Annotated in this window: 18 protein-coding genes, 1 tRNA gene and 3 rRNA genes; 8 read left to right on the top strand and 14 right to left on the bottom strand. The window is 46.1% G+C overall.

All coding sequences use genetic code 11. The annotated features are described in order from the left end of the window. Positions 1 to 79: 79 nt before the first annotated feature. Genes GOL65_RS08350 through metN form a run of 3 tightly spaced genes read right to left on the bottom strand, consistent with a single transcriptional unit; the run spans position 80 to position 2,633 of the window. Positions 80 to 895 (bottom strand): MetQ/NlpA family lipoprotein, encoded by an 816-nt coding sequence (locus GOL65_RS08350; RefSeq protein ID WP_140920779.1) that lies wholly within the window; start codon positions 893 to 895, stop codon positions 80 to 82. 60 nt (positions 896 to 955) lie between these two features. Continuing rightward, positions 956 to 1,609 carry a methionine ABC transporter permease MetI gene (locus GOL65_RS08345; RefSeq protein WP_140920780.1) on the bottom strand — a complete coding sequence of 218 codons (654 nt, stop codon included), beginning with the start codon at positions 1,607 to 1,609 and terminating at the stop codon, positions 956 to 958. Then, the gene (gene metN, locus GOL65_RS08340; RefSeq protein ID WP_140920783.1) at positions 1,602 to 2,633 is read right to left on the bottom strand and encodes a methionine ABC transporter ATP-binding protein MetN; all 1,032 of its coding nucleotides are present in this window, start codon (positions 2,631 to 2,633) and stop codon (positions 1,602 to 1,604) included. The genes GOL65_RS08345 and metN overlap by 8 nt, the downstream gene beginning before the upstream one ends. Positions 2,634 to 2,846: 213 nt before the next feature. On the opposite strand from metN, the gene gmhB reads away from it, so the two are divergent. The 6 genes from gmhB (at position 2,847) to GOL65_RS08310 (ending at position 9,726) form a co-directional block, all read left to right on the top strand. Next, entirely contained in the window at positions 2,847 to 3,419 is a 573-nt protein-coding gene (gene gmhB / locus GOL65_RS08335) for a D-glycero-beta-D-manno-heptose 1,7-bisphosphate 7-phosphatase (protein ID WP_140920785.1), read from the top strand. Positions 3,420 to 3,789: 370 nt separating this feature from the next. Next, positions 3,790 to 5,332: ribosomal RNA gene (locus tag GOL65_RS08330) — 16S ribosomal RNA — on the top strand. A gap of 90 nt (positions 5,333 to 5,422) precedes the next feature. Then, positions 5,423 to 5,498 (top strand) — tRNA-Glu (locus GOL65_RS08325). 229 nt (positions 5,499 to 5,727) lie between these two features. Continuing rightward, positions 5,728 to 8,635, top strand: a 23S ribosomal RNA gene (locus GOL65_RS08320). 126 nt (positions 8,636 to 8,761) lie between these two features. Continuing rightward, positions 8,762 to 8,877, top strand: a 5S ribosomal RNA gene (gene rrf / locus GOL65_RS08315). The 16S, 23S and 5S rRNA genes sit together here with 1 tRNA gene alongside, the layout of an rRNA operon. Before the next feature lie 252 nt (positions 8,878 to 9,129). Continuing rightward, positions 9,130 to 9,726, top strand: a complete 597-nt coding sequence (locus tag GOL65_RS08310) for a hypothetical protein (RefSeq protein WP_140920060.1) — start codon at positions 9,130 to 9,132, stop codon at positions 9,724 to 9,726. 57 nt (positions 9,727 to 9,783) lie between these two features. Here the strand turns inward: GOL65_RS08310 and GOL65_RS08305 are convergent, their stop codons facing one another. The 4 genes from GOL65_RS08305 to trxC form a co-directional block, all read right to left on the bottom strand. After that, on the bottom strand, positions 9,784 to 10,545 hold the full coding sequence (locus GOL65_RS08305) for a transporter substrate-binding domain-containing protein (RefSeq protein ID WP_140920059.1): 762 nt from the start codon (positions 10,543 to 10,545) through the stop codon (positions 9,784 to 9,786). Positions 10,546 to 10,752: 207 nt separating this feature from the next. Further along, the gene (pssA, locus tag GOL65_RS08300; RefSeq protein ID WP_140920058.1) at positions 10,753 to 12,108 is read right to left on the bottom strand and encodes a CDP-diacylglycerol--serine O-phosphatidyltransferase; all 1,356 of its coding nucleotides are present in this window, start codon (positions 12,106 to 12,108) and stop codon (positions 10,753 to 10,755) included. 207 nt (positions 12,109 to 12,315) lie between these two features. Next, complete coding sequence (locus GOL65_RS08295; RefSeq protein WP_140920057.1) at positions 12,316 to 13,056, bottom strand: tRNA-uridine aminocarboxypropyltransferase; 741 nt, start codon at positions 13,054 to 13,056, stop codon at positions 12,316 to 12,318. A gap of 123 nt (positions 13,057 to 13,179) precedes the next feature. Then, complete coding sequence (gene trxC, locus GOL65_RS08290) at positions 13,180 to 13,611, bottom strand: thioredoxin TrxC (RefSeq protein WP_130593034.1); 432 nt, start codon at positions 13,609 to 13,611, stop codon at positions 13,180 to 13,182. Between the two features lie 181 nt (positions 13,612 to 13,792). Here trxC and GOL65_RS08285 point away from each other — a divergent pair, with 181 nt between their 5' ends. Next, positions 13,793 to 14,836, top strand: coding sequence for a tRNA/rRNA methyltransferase (locus GOL65_RS08285; RefSeq protein WP_140920056.1), 1,044 nt, complete (start codon positions 13,793 to 13,795; stop codon positions 14,834 to 14,836). Between the two features lie 72 nt (positions 14,837 to 14,908). Here GOL65_RS08285 and GOL65_RS08280 read toward each other — a convergent pair whose 3' ends face one another. After that, positions 14,909 to 15,169, bottom strand: coding sequence for a YfhL family 4Fe-4S dicluster ferredoxin (locus GOL65_RS08280; protein WP_179038268.1), 261 nt, complete (start codon positions 15,167 to 15,169; stop codon positions 14,909 to 14,911). Between the two features lie 215 nt (positions 15,170 to 15,384). On the opposite strand from GOL65_RS08280, the gene GOL65_RS08275 reads away from it, so the two are divergent. Next, the gene (locus GOL65_RS08275) at positions 15,385 to 16,785 is read left to right on the top strand and encodes a tyrosine-type recombinase/integrase (RefSeq protein ID WP_179038267.1); all 1,401 of its coding nucleotides are present in this window, start codon (positions 15,385 to 15,387) and stop codon (positions 16,783 to 16,785) included. A gap of 205 nt (positions 16,786 to 16,990) precedes the next feature. Here the strand turns inward: GOL65_RS08275 and GOL65_RS08270 are convergent, their stop codons facing one another. Genes GOL65_RS08270 through GOL65_RS08245 form a run of 6 tightly spaced genes read right to left on the bottom strand, consistent with a single transcriptional unit; the run spans position 16,991 to position 20,442 of the window. Continuing rightward, complete coding sequence (locus GOL65_RS08270) at positions 16,991 to 18,430, bottom strand: SNF2-related protein (RefSeq protein WP_407657468.1); 1,440 nt, start codon at positions 18,428 to 18,430, stop codon at positions 16,991 to 16,993. Continuing rightward, a complete protein-coding gene (locus tag GOL65_RS08265) occupies positions 18,387 to 18,842 on the bottom strand; it encodes an HNH endonuclease signature motif containing protein (protein ID WP_228723075.1) in 456 nt (151 codons plus the stop codon). The genes GOL65_RS08270 and GOL65_RS08265 overlap by 44 nt, the downstream gene beginning before the upstream one ends. Before the next feature lie 14 nt (positions 18,843 to 18,856). Then, positions 18,857 to 19,471, bottom strand: a complete 615-nt coding sequence (locus tag GOL65_RS08260) for a SprT family zinc-dependent metalloprotease (RefSeq protein ID WP_179038265.1) — start codon at positions 19,469 to 19,471, stop codon at positions 18,857 to 18,859. Then, on the bottom strand, positions 19,468 to 19,737 hold the full coding sequence (locus GOL65_RS08255; protein ID WP_179038264.1) for a PDDEXK family nuclease: 270 nt from the start codon (positions 19,735 to 19,737) through the stop codon (positions 19,468 to 19,470). The genes GOL65_RS08260 and GOL65_RS08255 overlap by 4 nt, the downstream gene beginning before the upstream one ends. After that, entirely contained in the window at positions 19,721 to 19,951 is a 231-nt protein-coding gene (locus GOL65_RS08250; RefSeq protein WP_179038263.1) for an ANR family transcriptional regulator, read from the bottom strand. Before GOL65_RS08250 ends, GOL65_RS08255 begins: the two co-directional genes overlap by 17 nt. Positions 19,952 to 19,965: 14 nt before the next feature. Continuing rightward, positions 19,966 to 20,442 carry an HNH endonuclease signature motif containing protein gene (locus GOL65_RS08245; RefSeq protein ID WP_179038262.1) on the bottom strand — a complete coding sequence of 159 codons (477 nt, stop codon included), beginning with the start codon at positions 20,440 to 20,442 and terminating at the stop codon, positions 19,966 to 19,968.

Here is a 20,442-nt window from a genome sequence, read left to right as displayed (position 1 = left end):
AAACTGACGAATAAAAAGGGCAGATAAAAATATCTGCCCTTAAATATATTATTGAAAAACGGAATAACTCATTAAAGGATTACCAACCCTTAATCGCGCCGCCTTTAAACTCTTTATCTGCAGCACTGAATACTTCGTCAGACTGGAAAGCCTGAACAAATTTTTTCACGTTTTCAGAGTCTTTATTATCTTCACGAGAAACAATGATGTTCACGTAAGGGGAATCTTTATCTTCAACAAAGATACCATCTTTAGTTGGCGTTAAACCAATCTGACTGGAATAAGCGGTATTGATAATAGCCAGAGTTACCTGATTATCATCCAAAGAACGTGGTAACTGTGGTGCTTCCAGTTCGATGATTTTCAGATGTTTTGGGTTTTCCACCACATCCAGTACGGTAGGCATCAGGCCAACACCTTCTTTCAGCTTAATCAGACCCTGTTTTTGTAATAACAACAGAGAACGACCAAGGTTGGTTGGATCGTTAGGTACTGCGATTTGCGCGCCATCCTGAATTTCATCGATAGATTTGATCTTCTTGGAGTAGGCAGCAATCGGATAAACAAAAGTGTTACCTACAACCGCTAATTTATAACCGCGCTCTTTCATTTGCTGATCTAAATATGGCTTATGCTGGAACGCATTCAGATCAATATCACCTTTGCTTAACGCTTCGTTTGGCAGCACATAGTCATTAAATGACACCAGTTCTACTTCCAGACCATATTTGTCTTTTGCCACTTGCTTAGCGACTTCAGCAACTTTCAATTCAGCACCAACAATAACACCAACTTTGATGTGATTAGGGTTCTTCTCTTCCTGCCCACATCCCGCCAGCGCGAGAGATCCAATAAGAGCACCAACCGCGGCAAAGGTTTTAAACTTAAATAGCATATTATTTCTCTCTATTATCAATACGCTGCAAGCAGCACAATTTACTTTTTGTCATTACCGTTATTTATGACTGGCGGCTTTGACAAGACGGTCACCACAGAACTGAATGATATAAACCAATATAACTAACAGAATAAGAACAGTATTCATCACTGTTGCGTCATACCGGACATATCCATATTGATAGCCTAGCTGACCTAAGCCACCTGCGCCAACGGCTCCACCCATGGCTGAATATCCCAGCAGGGTAATCAGCGTAATGGTAGCGCTGTTAATTAATCCGGGTAAGGCTTCAGGGAGCAAGACTTTACGAATAATTTGTAGTGGAGTTGCACCCATAGCGCGTGCAGCTTCAACCAGACCGCTGGGAATCTCCAACAGCGTATTTTCCACCATACGGGCAATAAATGGAGCTGCCCCGATACTCAGTGGAACCAGCGCCGCTTTTAAACCGATAAAGGTTCCGGCAACAATAGTAGTAAATGGAATAATCCATACGATCAGAATAATGAACGGAATAGAACGAAACACGTTGATTACCGCTGATAGTCCACGATGAAGCGTAGGATTCTCAAGAATTTGCCCCGGTCTGGTGATATAGAGTAGCACACCGGCCGGAAGGCCAATGACAAAGCCAAAAAAACCAGATGTAAAAGTCATGACGATGGTTTCCCAGGTGGCTTTACCCATCATCCACATCATTGCCTCAGACATAACCTAATACCTCAACTTTTACATGGTGATCTTGAAGGAACTGGATGGCGGCAGCGGTCTCTTCCGGCGTGCCGTGAATCTCAGTCAGCATGACACCAAATTTAACGCCACCGGCATAATCCATCTGGGCACTGATAATATTGTTATTAATGTTATAACTACGGGCGACTTCTGAGAGCAAAGGCGCATCCACTGATTGTCCGGTAAACTCCAGACGTAATAATGGATGGGTATTCTCTTTTTGTTCCGGGCTCAAACGTTCGGAATAATCATCAGGAATATCCAGATGCAGCGTTGACTGAATAAATTGTTGAGCTAGCGGGGTTTTCGGATGAGAGAACATAGCACTCACACTATCTTGTTCAATCAACTTACCGTCGCTAATAACTGCAACCTGATCGCAAATGCGTTTTACTACATCCATTTCATGGGTAATTAACAGAATCGTTAAACCTAAACGACGATTAATATCTTTTAGCAGTTCAAGAATCGAACGTGTCGTTGCCGGGTCCAGTGCACTGGTTGCTTCGTCACACAGTAAAATTTTAGGATTACTGGCAAGTGCTCTGGCAATAGCAACACGCTGCTTTTGCCCGCCGGACAGGTTAGCAGGGTAGGTATCATGTTTATCGCTTAAGCCAACTAAATCTAACAATTCAGCTACGCGCTTATTTCTTTCCGCGGATGGCATATTGTCCAGCTCTAATGGTAGAGCGACGTTACCTGACACCGTACGGGAAGAAAGCAAATTGAAGTGCTGAAATATCATGCCAATTTGGCGACGTGCTTTGGTTAATCCTTTTGAATCCAGAGCAGTTAAATCCTGGTTATCAACCAGAACTCGACCTGAAGTTGGACGCTCAAGTAAATTCACACAGCGAATAAGCGTACTTTTACCGGCACCAGAAGCACCAATAACGCCATAGATTTGTCCGGCAGGAACATGAAGACTCACGTCAGAAAGTGCCGTGATAGTCAGATTCTTTTGCTGGAATATCTTTGTAATATTCTGAAGTTTAATCATATTTTTCTTATATTGAGACCATTCCGATAACCATTCTTCATGAAAGAATAATGACCGTTAATAAAACAGAACTCAGCAAAAGCTGAGTGATTAAATGGATGCTAAGGCGTCTAGACGTCTAAGTCAACCAATTTTGGATCTATCGAAAGGTTCTTTCTGTGAGTACAATCATGAGATACTAATGACATATCAATAGCCATCAGGAGTAATTACGTGGCGAATTCTATACCAGCAGTTTTTCTTGACCGGGATGGGACAATCAATATTGACCATGGGTACGTTCATGAAATAGATCAGTTTCAGTTTATTGATGGGGTAATTGAAGCCTGCGCTGAGCTGAAGAAGATGGGCTTTGCTTTAGTTCTGGTAACCAATCAATCTGGTATTGCCAGAGGAAAATTCACAGAAGATCAGTTTATGACTCTGACAGAATGGATGGATTGGTCACTTGCGGATCGTGATGTGGATCTGGACGGTATCTATTATTGTCCACATCATCCGGAAGGAACGATTAGCGAGTTCACGCAAACTTGCGATTGCCGTAAGCCACAGCCAGGTATGTTGTTATCAGCACAGAAAGAGCTAAATATCGATATGGCCGCCTCTTATATGGTAGGGGATAAACCAGAAGATATGCAGGCAGCAATGAATGCTGGTGTAGGGCACAAAGTGCTGGTTAGAACAGGTAAACCTGTCACACCAGAAGGCGAGGCCTTGGCAGATATGGTGTTGGATAGCCTGAAGGCGTTACCAAATGCTATTAAGACCGGCCAATTTAGTCGATAATTAGTACAAATTTAAATGTAATAGTAAAAAAGTTTATTTAACGCTTGCTATTCACATTAATGACTCTATAATGCGCCTCCACTGACACGGCAACAGCCGCTTCAGTTCAGACGTTATCGTGCATAAATCTGTGATTTAACACTTGACTCTGACGCGGGAAAGCGTAGTATACGCAGCCCGTGTTGCGGGAAGTTTTTCGCCGCAACATCGCTCTTTAACAATTTATCAGACAATCTGTGTGGGCACTCACAAGACGGTATCTCACGTCATTGCACTTCGGTGTAACGACACAAAAAATACCAAGTCTTAAAGAGTGACCAGACAGTAATTCATTTGAATTATTGAAAGTAATCTTTGAGCATCAAGCTGTTAATTGAAGAGTTTGATCATGGCTCAGATTGAACGCTGGCGGCAGGCCTAACACATGCAAGTCGAACGGTAGCACAGGGGAGCTTGCTCCCCGGGTGACGAGTGGCGGACGGGTGAGTAATGCCTGGGAAACTGCCCGATGGAGGGGGATAACTACTGGAAACGGTAGCTAATACCGCATAATGTCTTCGGACCAAAGTGGGGGACCTTCGGGCCTCACACCATCGGATGTGCCCAGGTGGGATTAGCTTGTAGGTGAGGTAATGGCTCACCTAGGCGACGATCCCTAGCTGGTCTGAGAGGATGACCAGCCACACTGGGACTGAGACACGGCCCAGACTCCTACGGGAGGCAGCAGTGGGGAATATTGCACAATGGGGGAAACCCTGATGCAGCCATGCCGCGTGTGTGAAGAAGGCCTTAGGGTTGTAAAGCACTTTCAGTGGGGAGGAAGGATGTGAAGTTAATAGCTTCATGTATTGACGTTACCCACAGAAGAAGCACCGGCTAACTCCGTGCCAGCAGCCGCGGTAATACGGAGGGTGCAAGCGTTAATCGGAATTACTGGGCGTAAAGCGCACGCAGGCGGTCTGCCAAGTCGGATGTGAAATCCCCGGGCTTAACCTGGGAACTGCATCCGAAACTGGCAGGCTAGAGTCTTGTAGAGGGGGGTAGAATTCCATGTGTAGCGGTGAAATGCGTAGAGATGTGGAGGAATACCGGTGGCGAAGGCGGCCCCCTGGACAAAGACTGACGCTCAGGTGCGAAAGCGTGGGGAGCAAACAGGATTAGATACCCTGGTAGTCCACGCTGTAAACGATGTCGACTTGGAGGTTGTTCCCTTGAGGAGTGGCTTCCGGAGCTAACGCGTTAAGTCGACCGCCTGGGGAGTACGGCCGCAAGGTTAAAACTCAAATGAATTGACGGGGGCCCGCACAAGCGGTGGAGCATGTGGTTTAATTCGATGCAACGCGAAGAACCTTACCTACTCTTGACATCCAGAGAAGTTTGCAGAGATGCGAATGTGCCTTCGGGAACTCTGAGACAGGTGCTGCATGGCTGTCGTCAGCTCGTGTTGTGAAATGTTGGGTTAAGTCCCGCAACGAGCGCAACCCCTATCCTTTGTTGCCAGCGCGTAATGGTGGGAACTCAAAGGAGACTGCCGGTGATAAACCGGAGGAAGGTGGGGATGACGTCAAGTCATCATGGCCCTTACGAGTAGGGCTACACACGTGCTACAATGGCGTATACAAAGAGAAGCTACCTCGCGAGAGCATGCGGACCTCATAAAGTACGTCGTAGTCCGGATTGGAGTCTGCAACTCGACTCCATGAAGTCGGAATCGCTAGTAATCGTAGATCAGAATGCTACGGTGAATACGTTCCCGGGCCTTGTACACACCGCCCGTCACACCATGGGAGTGGGTTGCAAAAGAAGTAGGTAGCTTAACCTTCGGGAGGGCGCTTACCACTTTGTGATTCATGACTGGGGTGAAGTCGTAACAAGGTAACCGTAGGGGAACCTGCGGTTGGATCACCTCCTTACCTGAAAGATACTGATTGAGTGCAGTGTCCACACAGATTGTCTGATGAAATGAAAAGAGAGCAAAGCGTCTGCGAAGCTGACATATCTGTGTCCCCTTCGTCTAGAGGCCTAGGACACCGCCCTTTCACGGCGGTAACAGGGGTTCGAATCCCCTAGGGGACGCCACTTGCTGATGATGGGTGAAAGACATTGTCGATGAATATCTCAAAACTGATTTCGCTGTATTCACAGCCCAGTCATGTTTGAGATATTTGCTCTTTAACAATCCGGAACAAGCTGAAATTTGAATCCTCAGCCAATAGTGAGTAATACACTGACACTAATTGGACTGAGCGAGTCTCTCAATTGTTTACGACTTTAGAATGTTGTCTTTCGAGACACCTTCGGGTTGTGAGGTTAAGTGACTAAGCGTACACGGTGGATGCCTAGGCAGTCAGAGGCGATGAAGGGCGTGCTAATCTGCGATAAGCGTCGGTAAGGTGATATGAACCGTAATAACCGGCGATACCCGAATGGGGAAACCCAGTGCAATTCGTTGCACTATCATACGATGAATACATAGTCGTATGAGGCGAACCGGGGGAACTGAAACATCTAAGTACCCCGAGGAAAAGAAATCAACCGAGATTCCCCCAGTAGCGGCGAGCGAACGGGGAGGAGCCCAGAACCTGAATCAGTTTGTGTGTTAGTGGAAGCGTCTGGAAAGTCGCACGGTACAGGGTGATAGTCCCGTACACCAAAATGCACAGATTGTGAGTTCGATGAGTAAGGCGGGACACGTGACATCCTGTCTGAATATGGGGGGACCATCCTCCAAGGCTAAATACTCCTGACTGACCGATAGTGAACCAGTACCGTGAGGGAAAGGCGAAAAGAACCCCGGCGAGGGGAGTGAAACAGAACCTGAAACCGTGTACGTACAAGCAGTGGGAGCACTCTTTATGGGTGTGACTGCGTACCTTTTGTATAATGGGTCAGCGACTTATATTTTGTAGCAAGGTTAACCGAATAGGGGAGCCGTAGGGAAACCGAGTCTTAACTGGGCGTATAGTTGCAAGGTATAGACCCGAAACCCGGTGATCTAGCCATGGGCAGGTTGAAGGTTGGGTAACACTAACTGGAGGACCGAACCGACTAATGTTGAAAAATTAGCGGATGACCTGTGGCTGGGGGTGAAAGGCCAATCAAACCGGGAGATAGCTGGTTCTCCCCGAAAGCTATTTAGGTAGCGCCTCGTGAACTCATCTTCGGGGGTAGAGCACTGTTTCGACTAGGGGGCCATCCCGGCTTACCAACTCGATGCAAACTCCGAATACCGAAGAATGTTATCACGGGAGACACACGGCGGGTGCTAACGTCCGTCGTGAAGAGGGAAACAACCCAGACCGCCAGCTAAGGTCCCAAAGTCATGGTTAAGTGGGAAACGATGTGGGAAGGCACAGACAGCCAGGATGTTGGCTTAGAAGCAGCCATCATTTAAAGAAAGCGTAATAGCTCACTGGTCGAGTCGGCCTGCGCGGAAGATGTAACGGGGCTAAACCATGCACCGAAGCTGCGGCAGCGATACGAAAGTATTGTTGGGTAGGGGAGCGTTCTGTAAGCCTGCGAAGGTGGACTGTGAGGTCTGCTGGAGGTATCAGAAGTGCGAATGCTGACATAAGTAACGATAAAGCGGGTGAAAAGCCCGCTCGCCGGAAGACCAAGGGTTCCTGTCCAACGTTAATCGGGGCAGGGTGAGTCGACCCCTAAGGCGAGGCCGAAAGGCGTAGTCGATGGGAAACAGGTTAATATTCCTGTACTTGGTGTTACTGCGAAGGGGGGACGAAGAAGGCTAGGCTATCCGGGCGACGGTTGTCCCGGTTTAAGCGTGTAGGTGGGTTGACCAGGTAAATCCGGTTGGCTGTTAACACTGAGGCGTGATGACGAGCCACTACGGTGGTGAAGTAGTTGATGCCCTGCTTCCAGGAAAAGCCTCTAAGCTCCAGGTAACATTAAATCGTACCCCAAACCGACACAGGTGGTCAGGTAGAGAATACTCAGGCGCTTGAGAGAACTCGGGTGAAGGAACTAGGCAAAATGGTGCCGTAACTTCGGGAGAAGGCACGCTGGCATTAGGTGAAGTCCCCTGCGGATGGAGCTGAAGCCAGTCGAAGATACCAGCTGGCTGCAACTGTTTATTAAAAACACAGCACTGTGCAAACACGAAAGTGGACGTATACGGTGTGACGCCTGCCCGGTGCTGGAAGGTTAATTGATGGGGTTAGCGTAAGCGAAGCTCTTGATCGAAGCCCCAGTAAACGGCGGCCGTAACTATAACGGTCCTAAGGTAGCGAAATTCCTTGTCGGGTAAGTTCCGACCTGCACGAATGGCGTAATGATGGCCAGGCTGTCTCCACCCGAGACTCAGTGAAATTGAACTCGCAGTGAAGATGCTGTGTACCCGCGGCAAGACGGAAAGACCCCGTGAACCTTTACTATAGCTTGACACTGAACATTGAGCCTTGATGTGTAGGATAGGTGGGAGGCTTTGAAGCGGTGACGCCAGTCATCGTGGAGCCAACCTTGAAATACCACCCTTTAATGTTTGATGTTCTAACTTTGGCCCGTAATCCGGGTTGAGGACAGTGTCTGGTGGGTAGTTTGACTGGGGCGGTCTCCTCCCAAAGAGTAACGGAGGAGCACGAAGGTTAGCTAATCACGGTCGGACATCGTGAGGTTAGTGCAATGGGCATAAGCTAGCTTGACTGCGAGAGTGACGGCTCGAGCAGGTACGAAAGTAGGTCATAGTGATCCGGTGGTTCTGAATGGAAGGGCCATCGCTCAACGGATAAAAGGTACTCCGGGGATAACAGGCTGATACCGCCCAAGAGTTCATATCGACGGCGGTGTTTGGCACCTCGATGTCGGCTCATCACATCCTGGGGCTGAAGTAGGTCCCAAGGGTACGGCTGTTCGCCGTTTAAAGTGGTACGCGAGCTGGGTTTAGAACGTCGTGAGACAGTTCGGTCCCTATCTGCCGTGGGCGCTGGAAGATTGAGAGGGGTTGCTCCTAGTACGAGAGGACCGGAGTGAACGCACCACTGGTGTTCGGGTTGTCATGCCAATGGCATTGCCCGGTAGCTACGTGCGGAAAAGATAACCGCTGAAAGCATCTAAGCGGGAAACTTGCCTCGAGATGAGTCTTCCCTTGGACTTTAAGTCCACTGAAGGAACGTTAAAGACTATGACGTTGATAGGTCGGGTGTGTAAGCGTAGCGATACGTTGAGCTAACCGATACTAATGAACCGTGAGACTTAACCTTACAACACCGAAGGTGTTTTGGGATTGAGAGAGTAAAGAAGTCAGATTTCAGCGAATGTTCAGGATTGGAATGAATGGTTGTGTGCGATAGTGATATTGAATGCAACGGTTCATGAAACAGAATATGCCTGGCGGCGATAGCGCGGTGGTCCCACCTGACCCCATGCCGAACTCAGAAGTGAAACGCCGTAGCGCCGATGGTAGTGTGGGGCTTCCCCATGCGAGAGTAGGGAACTGCCAGGCTTTAATTAAGAAGAACCCTCAGCGAAAGCTGGGGGTTTTTTGCTTTGGTGGTAATGCAGTTCTCTACTCGATGGCGAGTAGGACAAACCTGCGAAGCGGGTTTGAGCAACGCAACGCGTTGACCCGAAGGGTGAATGACACGGTCATTCATAAACAGCCAGGCTTTAATTAAGAAGAACCTCAGTCAAAAGACTGAGGTTTTTTGCTTTATGTGATATAAAAATGTGCGCTTTATTTAAAGGACTATAGAGTATGAAAACATTTTTTATTGCCCTGTATTCGCTTCTTTTTTCCTGTTTCTCTATTGCCTCAATAAATACTTCTTTTGAAGAGACGGTTCAAAAAGTATTACTCGGTTTTCATCAGCAAGATAATCAAATCATTAACTCTCTTATTTATAAGGATGTTGGCATTTATATTGTGTATAAACGCGGTATTCCATATCAATATGAGCAATTATTTCAATTTGATTTCGAACAGCCTGTTCCGGAATATCTGCCTTATGAGGCTTTATCTAAAGATGTCATTAAAGCAAATAGCAAAATTACTCATTATAAAGCGGTTGCTACGTTTGACTGTGGAACTGAACGTTGGAGTCCGTTTGGTTTATCAGTAGGAAAAACAGGAAAAGACCATCTATTGTCTGAAACAGCGGCTTTTTTGAAACAGCATGAAATGACAGATATGAGCGACAAGGATATTGCTGATTTAAAAAAACTTGAATCTGTCAGCCGTAGAATAGTATTAGCATCAGATAATGGTGAAGAGCTAGTTTTTCACCTGGGACGTTTTAACCAACGCTGGTATTTAACCGTATTGGATCGTGTTTCCAGCGATTGTAGCGCTTAGTTTGAAAAGCCCTAATCAAACATAGCTGATTAGGGCTTATAGAATAATAACTATCACTTATTCACGAATTTTCCACTGTTTTGCCAGTTGGGATTTAGTTTCTCCCTGCAACCAGCTATTAATACTCTCCAGCAGTTTAGTATTATCTTTTTTAACCATATACACCTTGTGGCTCTCTGTACCAGAGAAAGGCTTTTCTGTTGCCATGCAAAGTACGTTTGGTTCTTTATTCTGATAGTAATCGCCTTCAATCAGATCGGTTACCATGATGTCTGCGGTTTTGTCTCTCAGTGCCTGTAGATTATCGAAATTATCTTTAACCCGAATTATTTGTGCTTTTTTGATGTGGCTATCAACGAAGGTTTGATTGGTACCACCAGGATTAACCACCACTTTAACTTTTGGTTGATCGATCTTTTCTAAGTCAGGTAATTCTTTAGCAACAGAACAGCTGGCCAGAGCAATTTTTCCATTAGCAACAATTGGCTTGGTTAAACCAAATTCAGCTTTGCGTTTTGCTGTTTCAGTAACTCCACCCATGGCAACATCAAATTTATCTGCAGCCAGATCGTCTGACAGGGTTGGCCAACTGGTAATGACAAAATCGACTTTCAGATTTAATGATTTACCTAATGCGTTAGCCATATCGATATCATAGCCTTCAAGAGCGCCTGAAGCATTGCGATATGCTAATGGCGCGTAGTCACCGGGAACGCCCACTTTGAGTGTTCCAGACTGCTGAATGGTATCCATAGAACGAGCCTGAACCTGTAAGCAACTTAGTATCAATGCAGTACCAACCAATAATTTGAACTTCATTTTTTATCCTTGTGGTTTGATGTGTGTTATTAATTAACATCAATCCCCAATAGAACGCCAGCAAAAGACGAGAAAATCGCTTAAAGGTGTGTTTTTCAGAATGGTAATAAATATCCTACTGAAGGATAAATACAATATAAAATGAAGATGAGCCGAAAGGTTTACTGATGTGTATTAAAAAGCCCCGATATTCGGGGCTTTTTAGGATTACAGAATGCGACTAATTAGCTTATCGATACGAATACGTCGTAACCGACGAATCAGCTTACGTATTTTGACTGGATAGAATTGAATACTTTGTAGTTGCTGATAGTGATTAACTACAAAAGTATGCGTCCGAATACATTCCAGTTCATGTTGACGAGCTTCTTTTAATTCACCTTTAGGATCGTGAATTAAAATCGCATTTTCCAGATCCAGATGCCAGGCGCGTGGGTTTAAGTTATTACCTGTAATGAGCTGCCAGTCATCGTCAACCCACATACCTTTCAGATGATAAGTATTGTCTTCATCTTTCCACAAACGAACGGTTAGCAGACCCTGGTCTACATAACGCTGTAATCGCGTAACAAAGCGACGAAGGTTAATTTCATACAGATAGGGCAGTGCACCGATAATTTTAAACGGCTGGTCTTCAGGAATATAAAAGTCGTTAGCGGTTTTATCGCCAACGATAATTTCAACCTGCTTACCCTGACGTAATAATGAAATAATATTTTTCACTAATGGCGCAGGTAAATTGAAATAGGGAGTACATAACGTCAGCTTGCGTTCAGTACTGTTCATCAGCCGATCGATGACTTTATTCAGTGGACTATGACGGCCTAAACCAACAAATGGAGCAACAGAGAGTTCTTCATTGGTTGCGCTGTTTTCAAATTCATAACCATGAACACGCAGGCTCTGTCTGAATTTTTTAATGTCGTTCTTAATTTCCTGGCCGCGAGGTCGATTCTGGCAATCTAAGCTGCGCACTGCTTCTGCTGGTAACAGGAACTGTTTAACATAACCTATCATGCTATCTGCTAATGCGGCATTGGTGATGAGCTGATAGCGGTCATAGCGATATTTATCATGGCGGTGAAGATAAACGTCATTGACGCTGGCACCGGTATAGGCAACGGTATTATCAATGACGCTACCTTTTAAGTGCAGTACACCCAGCGCTTCGCGAGTATTAACCGGAACACCATAGACTGGAACTTCAACCCCAGGATGCTGTTCAGCCATTTTACAGTACCAATCAGCATTAGTATTTTCAGCGGCTGCACCAATTCGGCCCCGTTGAGCACGATGCCAGTCTACTAATATAGCGACCTCTAACTCAGGGCGACGCATTTTGGCCTGATAAATTGCAGATAAGATATCGATACCTGCATCATCATGCTCAAGATAAAGCGCGATCAGGTATATGCGTTGCTCTGCGCGACTAATCAAGTCAAGTAAAGTAGAACGATAATCACCTGGCGTTGATAATATTTTAATATCATCAATCCGTTGGGAAATTTTCGGCAGTTGTGCAAGGTGTTGTTGAGATTTCTTTCGTTTAAATGATGACAACATCACAAAGCATTCTTCTCTTGTTGGGTTATGGCAACAGGCCATAACATGCAAATTGATTATTAGTTGGATCTGGTAATACTACCACCACTGGCTAAGATTGTGACTAAAAAACCGCGCTAATATTGCAAAACTGTCGCTGACATAACAAATTCTCACTAGTGTCTATTTCAACTAATTGATATTAAATGATATTTAAAACTACACATTCTAACTTTCATTAGATTCCCCAGTGGAAAAAGCAATGAAGCTTTCCAGTGAGCGGTTTGCCTTACCGGCAAGATAACGTTGACGAAAGTCAGTAAAGTAGCGCTCCAGACCTTCCGAAGCACGCCGATCTCCTACCTGACTCAGAATCTGAATAGCGACTTCAGCGGTGCAGAGCTGCTCTTTACGGCTGGCTTCTCTCAGTTGGTAATCTGAGTTTTGGTCGTTATCTATAGAAAGTATCGGGAAGTTATCCAGATAGGGGCTTTTGCGAAACATTTTTCTGGCTTCTGTCCAGGTACCGTCCAAAATAATAAATAGTGGGCGTTTGTTACTCTGTTTTTCTACACGGGTAACTACTCGATCAGAAGTTGCATAAGAGGATGGGAAGATCACATAAGGCTGATAGTCCGGGTTGGATAGCAGAGCCAGTAGTTGAGGGTCAATATTGGTACGTGACCAGAGAAATGCTTTAGTATCCGGCAAAATATCAGCAATCAGACGACCAGTATTACTTGGTTTTAATGGCTCAGTGTCGTACATCAACAGACAAAAAGTACTTTCAGCAAGAGTCGCTGAAAAAGAGTGACACAAGCAGTGAACTCGTGGCAACAGACAACGGTGGCAGCGAATGACTCTGCATCCTCTGGCGCGAAAAGGCCGGGTAGATTGAGCAAGCCGCTGTTCCCTTAATTGCAAAACAGCATTATCAGGAAGAGAGGGGGATGTGATATCAGAAGCCATGAAAGGTAACCTGAGATAATCTGTCGGGGTTAAAGTCGATAAATAATAAAGGGGCGCATGATATCTTATCTGGCGCCCCTGGGATAATTTTTTAGCGAAACCCTCAGGTTTTACTGCAAAGTGTTAACTGTTTTTAGCTAAAACTTCACTCAGCCACTGGTCAAAAGAGGCTTTTGGAAGGGCACCGTTTAACATATCTATACGTTGTCCCTTCTTGAATACCATAATGGTAGGTATACTACGGATACCAAAACGAGCACTTAGTTCCTGTTCGGCTTCGGTGTCGACTTTTACAAAGCGGACTTCTCTTTCCCTTTCCTGAGCGACATCTTCAAAGATCGGGGCAAAATTGACGCACGGGCCGCACCATGGAGCCCAGAAATCAACGACGACAGGAAGGTCGTCATTTAATAATGAATCAAAAGAAGCTTTGTTAGCGTTAATCACTTCGCCATCAAAAAGCTCATGTCCACAGCGGCCACATTTTGCATCTTCCTGAATACGATCTTCAGGGATTCGATTTGTAGTCAGACAAGAAGGACAAAGGGTATTCATGCTGTTACCTCAGTGAAATTACACATTGATTTCACTTATTATGTACAAATGATTAACTGTCAACAATGTGATTTCGTCGATAGTTATAATAGATTTAGACTTTTGGCAGATGATGGTGGCTTACCGACATAACATCAGGTAATCTGCGCGCCGGATGCGATGTGGAAGTGGAGATATAGGTATGAATGACTCTTTTAGCGGTAAGAACGGCAAAGTTAAAGTAATGTACGTCCGCGGTGACGACAACAAAGATGATAAGAACAACCGTCGCTCAGATAAAAAGCGCCCGGCAAACAGAAGTAACGATCGTGGCGATAAAAATGCACGTTGGGGAGATAAAGATCTTCCACATCGTCCAGTCCGTAGTGCCAATGAAAAACCACCTCGCTCTCCATGGCAGGCGAAGCTGCAAGATGTCAGCGAGCCAGAACCTTTTGATCATGGTGGAATTAGCGGCAAGAGCCAAATCGATCCGGCTCAATTACGTCGCCAGCGCGATGAAGAGACTAAAGTGTATGGCGAAAATGCTTGTCAGGCACTATTCCAAAGCCGTCCTGATGCTATCGTTCGCGCCTATTTTATTCAGTCGGTAACCCCAAGATTCCGCGAAGCTTTACGTTGGATGGCGGCTAATCGCAAAGCCTATCACGTGGTTGATGAAGAAGAGCTTATTCGCGTATCGGGTACTGAGCACCACGGTGGTGTCTGTTTTCTGATTAAGAAACGCGGCGGTCTGACGGTGGCGGACTATTTAGCGAAAGCCGGAAAAAGCGATTGTGTACTGGCGTTAGAAAACGTAGGTAACCCACATAACCTGGGTGGCATGATGCGATCCTGCGCTCACTTTGGTGTAAAAGGCGTTCTGTTGCGTGAGCCTGGAATGCTCGAGTCTGGTGCTGCAATTCGTACTGCAGAAGGTGGAGCAGAACATTTAACCGCTATTGGTATTGATGACTTCCCTCAGGCATTAGATTTGTTCCGCCGGGCGGGTTATACCATTGTGACCACTTCCAGCCATAAAGGTACACCGTTACCAGAGGCTGTTTTGCCAGCGAAGACCGTATTAGTGTTGGGTGAAGAGCGTGATGGCCTGTCAGATGTAACCATGAAACAAAGTGATATAAGCGTATCAATTACAGGAACAGGTAATGTTGAAAGCCTGAACGTTTCTGTTGCTACCGGTATCCTACTGGCAGAGTGGTGGCGTCAAAACGCCTCTCGCTAATAGAGGTTGATCACCAAAACTAAAAAAGAGCGCGATGCGCTCTTTTTTATTGCTGATTGTGATATCAATTCATCAGAGTTTATCTGAGTGATGAAGTAGTACAAACTTATCCCACAGTTGTTCATTACTCTCTTTATGTGCAGGATCATGAATGATGGTGTTATCAATCGGGCAGACTTTCATGCAGGTTGGTTCATCATAGTGACCAACACATTCAGTGCAAAGGTCGGGATTTATTTCATAAATCTCAGCACCCATAGCAATCGCCTGATTTGGGCATTCTGGTTCGCACATATCACAATTGATACAACTCTTTTTTATTAACAATGCCATTTCAATAACTTACCTAAAAACCCTATCTATATCAGCGAATTAACATTCTATCGCATCCCGCTCCTTTACGTACTTACTGTATTGTCATACAGTGTCCTGAACGTTGAAAAACTCAAATCAGTAACACAAAACCGCAACACAGACCGTTTTTCAACCCTTTAAAAACCTACATGTGCGAGCTTTAATTTAAGGCTCAATAAACACGGGGGATCAGGATGCCGCGCACTGTAACACAAAACCTAAAAAAGCCCAATAATGATGTTTTTTTAACCGCATTGGATAGCTGGGAATCATGCAAGCCCCCGTATACTAGTTCGCACATGCGAGTCTGTGTTACTGCCGCGAAAACAATATTAGCGCACTTGGGCCAACCTCGACGATCTAAGTATGAAAAGGATAGTTATTTACGTATTGATTTCAGTAAAGCCGGTAAGGTAACTCTGTATGCTGAATTCCCTAAAAAAATGGGGTTGAAAGGTAAGAAATTGGGGGAGTGGCCCGAGCTTGCGATCCCTATAGCTAGGGAAAAGGCGCTGGAAATGGCGGGGGGTGAGTTAACATCTGATTCCGTTCATAGCGTACTGGAGGCGTATACCGCTAATTTAGCCGCTAAGGTTCAACGTCAGAAGTTAGGCCAGAATAGTTTTGATACGTATGCTTGCCGTGTAAAGCAGATACAACTGGCCTTTAGTGGTCGGGATACGTTTAGTGATGTGACTTTTAACAAATTGATTTGTGTGCTTGATAGTTGGATAGCGACTAAATCGAATAACCATGTATTGGAATTGTTTGCAGAACTCCGGCGGGTTTGGAAGTTTGCGGCGCCATTATACTGTAACGGACGTGATGTTGCCGCCGGCGTTCCGGACGACTACGTATCATCAAGAGTACAAAAGCCAGCACCAACCAGGCTGTTTACGGATATTGAATCTATAGCCACGCTCTGGCTGAATGTAGCCGCCTGTACTTCCCCCCACCAAAAGAATGCAGTTAGATTCATGATCCTGACGGGAGTTAGGCCTATAAACATTGAAAATTTAAAGTGGGAATATGTGAGCGATGATATGCGCGAGATCGTATACCCTGCCGGTGTTATTGGCATGCGGGGAGCCATGAAAACCCAAAAAGAGTTTAGGCTACCGGTAACGACTGCAATGAAAAAAATATTAGAAGAGCAGAAAGATTGGCGGGATTCGGTGGAAGGATGTAACAAGGATTTTGTGTTTTTACAGCCGCGTAACCCTAAACAACCGTTTGCTAAAAGATCTCTGGATAAGCTGGTAAAAACATACAGCCCGGAGAATGCAGTTAAAGGGATCCGGCACGATGGTACGGTTAAAGGTCGTGAGGGTGCATTTAATACCATGTGCCGGAAATTTATGAAAAGTAATGTCATCGCGCAGATGAGGGCGAAAGGCTATTCACGGTCAGATACACGGGAAATAAGTCTTTTGTGCATGCACCACTCAGATAAGCGGCCGGATCCGATGGCGGAACATTATGATTTTTCGGATGAGATACTGCAGGAAGAAATGGCGTTGAAGCGGACGGCTTTCGAAGCGCATGAGGCCAGCATACTGACGCAGGCTGCGTTGATACGTAAAAAGAGGGGCTAGTATTGCCCCCGGCATTTCTCTTTAAACGCCTGAACATTACGGCGCTCATATCGTACTACTTTATGTGTAAACCGGATCGGGGCTAAGACCGACCGGTGCCGGTGTTTGTTATTCCAATCTCTTAACGTTTTAGTTGTTATCCCGCCCAACAGTGCGCACGCTTCTTCCGGGGTTAATAAATCGTCGTCTTTTTCTTGTTGAATGCTCATTTTAAGCCCTTACTTTTCATAGCCTCGAGCAAGATATCTTGCACTTCGCGTTTTGAGTTGCGCCGCTGCATAACGAGTTCGTCTACCGTGTCTGCGGCAATAATGTGATGTATCCATACCGGCCTGTTATGTCCCGCCTGTATTTGTCGGGTTGGGCCGATACGTTCAATAATTTGTTGGTACTGCTCTAAATCCCACCAGTGAGAGAAAAACGCAAGAATGTTGCCGCCGTCTTGCAGGTTCAATCCGTGGCCGGCGCTGGCAGGATGTGCGAATAAAACCGGTATCTTTCCCGCGTTCCAGTCGCGTAAAGTCTGCGGATCTGAATCGAGCTGTTTACCCTTAGGGAATGCCTTTAGCAGTCGAGCCAGGTCACTTTTGAAGTGATAAGCAACTAACACCGGCATTCCGCCCGATTCATTAAGGATGCTCTCTAAAGCCTGTATTTTTGCGTCATGAATTTCTGACCAGGTACCTTTGTCATCGGTATAGATTGCGCCGCTGGCCAGTTGCAGGCACTTAACCGTTTTAGCCGCGGCGTTCTGCGCTTCGATGTCCATCCCGTCCAATTCCAAAAACATCTGTTTTTCCATGTCTTGGTATTGCTGGCGGGCTTTTGGGGGTATCTGAACCTTCATCACGTTATGGATCGGTTCTTCAATATCGAACCAATCCGCCGCATCTAAAGAAATAGTGACGTCTGTCAAGGCTGACTGCATCTGCTCTTGGGCAAACGGAAAGGGCTCCAGCTTCGACCACTGCTGCCCCGGTATTTGGATGCTGTTAAACCAGCGCGAAGTGAATGCGCCAAATGTGCGGCCTAAGCGTTGGCCTTGATCGACAAACCAAGCCTGCCCCCATAGATCAACTAGGCCGTTAGGTGCTGGTGTACCGGTTAAATTTACCCATCGATGAACGTGTTTATGAGCGACTTTAGCCAGCGCCGCCGCACGTTTGCCCCCTTGCCGCAAGCGAAAAGATTTTAGTCTGGTGCTTTCATCCGCGATTACGGTAGCAAAGGGCCAGCGGTCGCCCAGTGTTTCTACAAGCCAAACCAAATTATCGTAGTTAGTCGTGTACACGCTCGCGTTGGTATTCTGCAGGGCGGCAAGCCGTTCCTTTACCGTGCCAACTATGGGCTGCATTTCGATATTACGAAGGTGGTTCCATTTTTCGACTTCATCCGGCCATGTCGATCGCGCAACTCGAAGCGGAGCAAGTACTAACGCGGGGCGTGTTTCTTCACCACACATATAGAGATCTTCTAAGGTGGTAAGCGTTGCTAAACTTTTGCCCATCCCCATACCAGCCCACACATTGCAGCGAGGGTTGTCGATGAGGAACGTTGTGATCAATTCCTGATAGGCTCTTGGGGTATATTTCTTTGCCACGTCAGTACCCCCGAATAGCTTTACGTGTTGCCAACATTTCAACATGGTGTAACTTGATGTGCTCGCTCTGCGTCATCACTTCTAAATTTTCGGGGCGATTATCCCTTTTGTTACCATTGATATGATGGACGATTTCGTTAGCAGTTAACGGGCGACCTATTTTTATTTCTGCGACTACTCGATGTTCGTGGCGCTGTCCTACTTTCCGGTAGCTGTCTCTTACACCTGAATCGCGTAGTTTATCGCCGGTGTTCAGTTGGCCACGACGAGCCTGTTCTTCGCGACTAAAAAGGCGAGTGTGGTGCCCATGTTTAAAACGGTATGCTGTCAATTCACCACAACCACATGCACAGGGCTTCATTTTTCGTTCTTTCTTGAGCTCGTGATAGTGTTTATTACATCGACTTTTGGCATGAACGGGGGCTGTGCAGCCGTAAATAGAACACGTTTTAGTCATAGGATATTCCTTTGTTATTCTTGTAATCCCATTTCACCATGTAAAGGGCAATGCGGTGCGCCGATATCTAACCATTTACGTACCGCGCGGACGGTGTAGCCGCATTCCGAGCAGATACATTTTAAATATCGAGCTTTCTGCTTCTTAGGGCGGGATGATTTACTCGTATCTTTATCCGTGAGCATTAACGCATGAGGCATCGTGCCGATCTTTTCTACGATAGGTTTGATGAATTCCGAGAATGATTCGCCGGCGTAGGTAGCTGTGGGTTTACCCTCTAAACATAACGTTTTAGCCATCCTCCTAAATCGGGTGCCATGGCCTTCTTTGAGGCCTAAAGCCGCATGGATTAACTCATGTACTAAGGTCGCAAGAATTTGAATATCGTAATTCTCGCGTGGTTCTGGGTACTCGTAATCTGGTCGTATAAATATTTCGTAACAACCATCACGGGATACGCTAGGATCCCAACACTCACCAACTGATTTCCCCCGAAGCCCTCCTGATGGAAAGCCAATTGCCACACATATTTTTGCGGGGAGTGGGGCGCCTAAATTTTCAAAAATGGGGTCGAGTAACAATATTGCGTTATGCAGCCATTCTTCGCGGGTTTTAGCTTTTGTAGTCACAATATGCCCTCCAGATTATTACTATCTAAAACCACTACGTTAACGCCGAGAGACCTAAGCCGTTTGTGTTCCCGTTCTTGCTCAGGCCGTGGGTTTTGTCCTGGTGCTTTGCATTCAACAAAAACCACGCGACCGCCCGGCAATATCACGATCCGATCTGGTACTGAACGACGCCCCGGTGATACGAACTTAAAGGCTATCCCGCCAGCGGCTTTAACCTGTTTAACGAGGTTTTTTTCTATTGTGCTTTCACGGGTGTAAGCCATCAGCAATCGCCTCTTTCAGTTTTTCCCGCGGGATTTGAGATAAACAGAAATCAGATCGCCGTTCGCACCACAATTGGTTATCCGCACTGCGGGATAATCGCAGCGCTTTAATCCACACCTTGGCGGCACGTTGATAATCGCCTTCACGTTCAATTTGCGCAGCATCCCGCGCAGCCCGAAAATACAGGGGGCTGTCATGATATTTAAATGTCATGGAAGTTATCTCAGTTAGAAACTGGCAAATTCTTTAGCGTAAAAACTAGCGCCTTTTGCGTACGCTTCCGCTGCCTGTTCTTTTGTTGGGTAATATCCGAGGCTTTTCACTTTGCCCCGAACAACGATTTTTGCCTGCCACGGTTTTCGCGAACATCGAGGGTGAAATACAACCCCCTTAAACCCGGAAGTGTTGTGCCCTCGTTTGGCAATGTTGTATTGGTTTTGTGCGTTTGTGCAGGGTCTTAGGTTTTCTATCCTGCAATCGCGGGGATTACGGTTTATGTGGTCAATCATTTTTGGAATGTAGCCATGGTGGTATAACCAGACCAACTGGTGCAGGTAGTAGGTTTTAGTACCGATACTTGTTGCCAAATACCTTCTATCCTTTCCGGTTCCGTGCCAGGGATAGGGTTTACGTCCACCCATACGACGCAGCATTCCCGTAAGCTGTTCGTAGACGAATAGCTTCTTAGCGTCATTTTGTGTCAT

Source organism: Limnobaculum xujianqingii (assembly GCF_013394855.1).
Taxonomy (GTDB): domain Bacteria; phylum Pseudomonadota; class Gammaproteobacteria; order Enterobacterales; family Enterobacteriaceae; genus Limnobaculum; species Limnobaculum xujianqingii.
Note: the sequence above shows the minus strand (reverse complement) of the source record. Positions and strands in the feature narration are given on the sequence as shown.

Excerpts from the sequence above, each read along its gene's own strand:
- GOL65_RS08350 (WP_140920779.1), bottom strand. The coding sequence starts at position 895 with ATGCTATTTAAGTTTAAAACCTTTGCCGCGGTTGGTGCTCTTATTGGA.
- GOL65_RS08345 (WP_140920780.1), bottom strand. The coding sequence starts at position 1,609 with ATGTCTGAGGCAATGATGTGGATGATGGGTAAAGCCACCTGGGAAACC.
- metN (WP_140920783.1), bottom strand. The coding sequence starts at position 2,633 with ATGATTAAACTTCAGAATATTACAAAGATATTCCAGCAAAAGAATCTG.
- GOL65_RS08310 (WP_140920060.1), top strand. The coding sequence starts at position 9,130 with ATGAAAACATTTTTTATTGCCCTGTATTCGCTTCTTTTTTCCTGTTTC.
- GOL65_RS08305 (WP_140920059.1), bottom strand. The coding sequence starts at position 10,545 with ATGAAGTTCAAATTATTGGTTGGTACTGCATTGATACTAAGTTGCTTA.
- pssA (WP_140920058.1), bottom strand. The coding sequence starts at position 12,108 with ATGTTGTCATCATTTAAACGAAAGAAATCTCAACAACACCTTGCACAA.
- GOL65_RS08295 (WP_140920057.1), bottom strand. The coding sequence starts at position 13,056 with ATGGCTTCTGATATCACATCCCCCTCTCTTCCTGATAATGCTGTTTTG.
- trxC (WP_130593034.1), bottom strand. The coding sequence starts at position 13,611 with ATGAATACCCTTTGTCCTTCTTGTCTGACTACAAATCGAATCCCTGAA.
- GOL65_RS08285 (WP_140920056.1), top strand. The coding sequence starts at position 13,793 with ATGAATGACTCTTTTAGCGGTAAGAACGGCAAAGTTAAAGTAATGTAC.
- GOL65_RS08280 (WP_179038268.1), bottom strand. The coding sequence starts at position 15,169 with ATGGCATTGTTAATAAAAAAGAGTTGTATCAATTGTGATATGTGCGAA.
- GOL65_RS08275 (WP_179038267.1), top strand. The coding sequence starts at position 15,385 with ATGCCGCGCACTGTAACACAAAACCTAAAAAAGCCCAATAATGATGTT.
- GOL65_RS08270 (WP_407657468.1), bottom strand. The coding sequence starts at position 18,430 with ATGTTGAAATGTTGGCAACACGTAAAGCTATTCGGGGGTACTGACGTG.
- GOL65_RS08265 (WP_228723075.1), bottom strand. The coding sequence starts at position 18,842 with ATGACTAAAACGTGTTCTATTTACGGCTGCACAGCCCCCGTTCATGCC.
- GOL65_RS08255 (WP_179038264.1), bottom strand. The coding sequence starts at position 19,737 with ATGGCTTACACCCGTGAAAGCACAATAGAAAAAAACCTCGTTAAACAG.
- GOL65_RS08250 (WP_179038263.1), bottom strand. The coding sequence starts at position 19,951 with ATGACATTTAAATATCATGACAGCCCCCTGTATTTTCGGGCTGCGCGG.
- GOL65_RS08245 (WP_179038262.1), bottom strand. The coding sequence starts at position 20,442 with ATGACACAAAATGACGCTAAGAAGCTATTCGTCTACGAACAGCTTACG.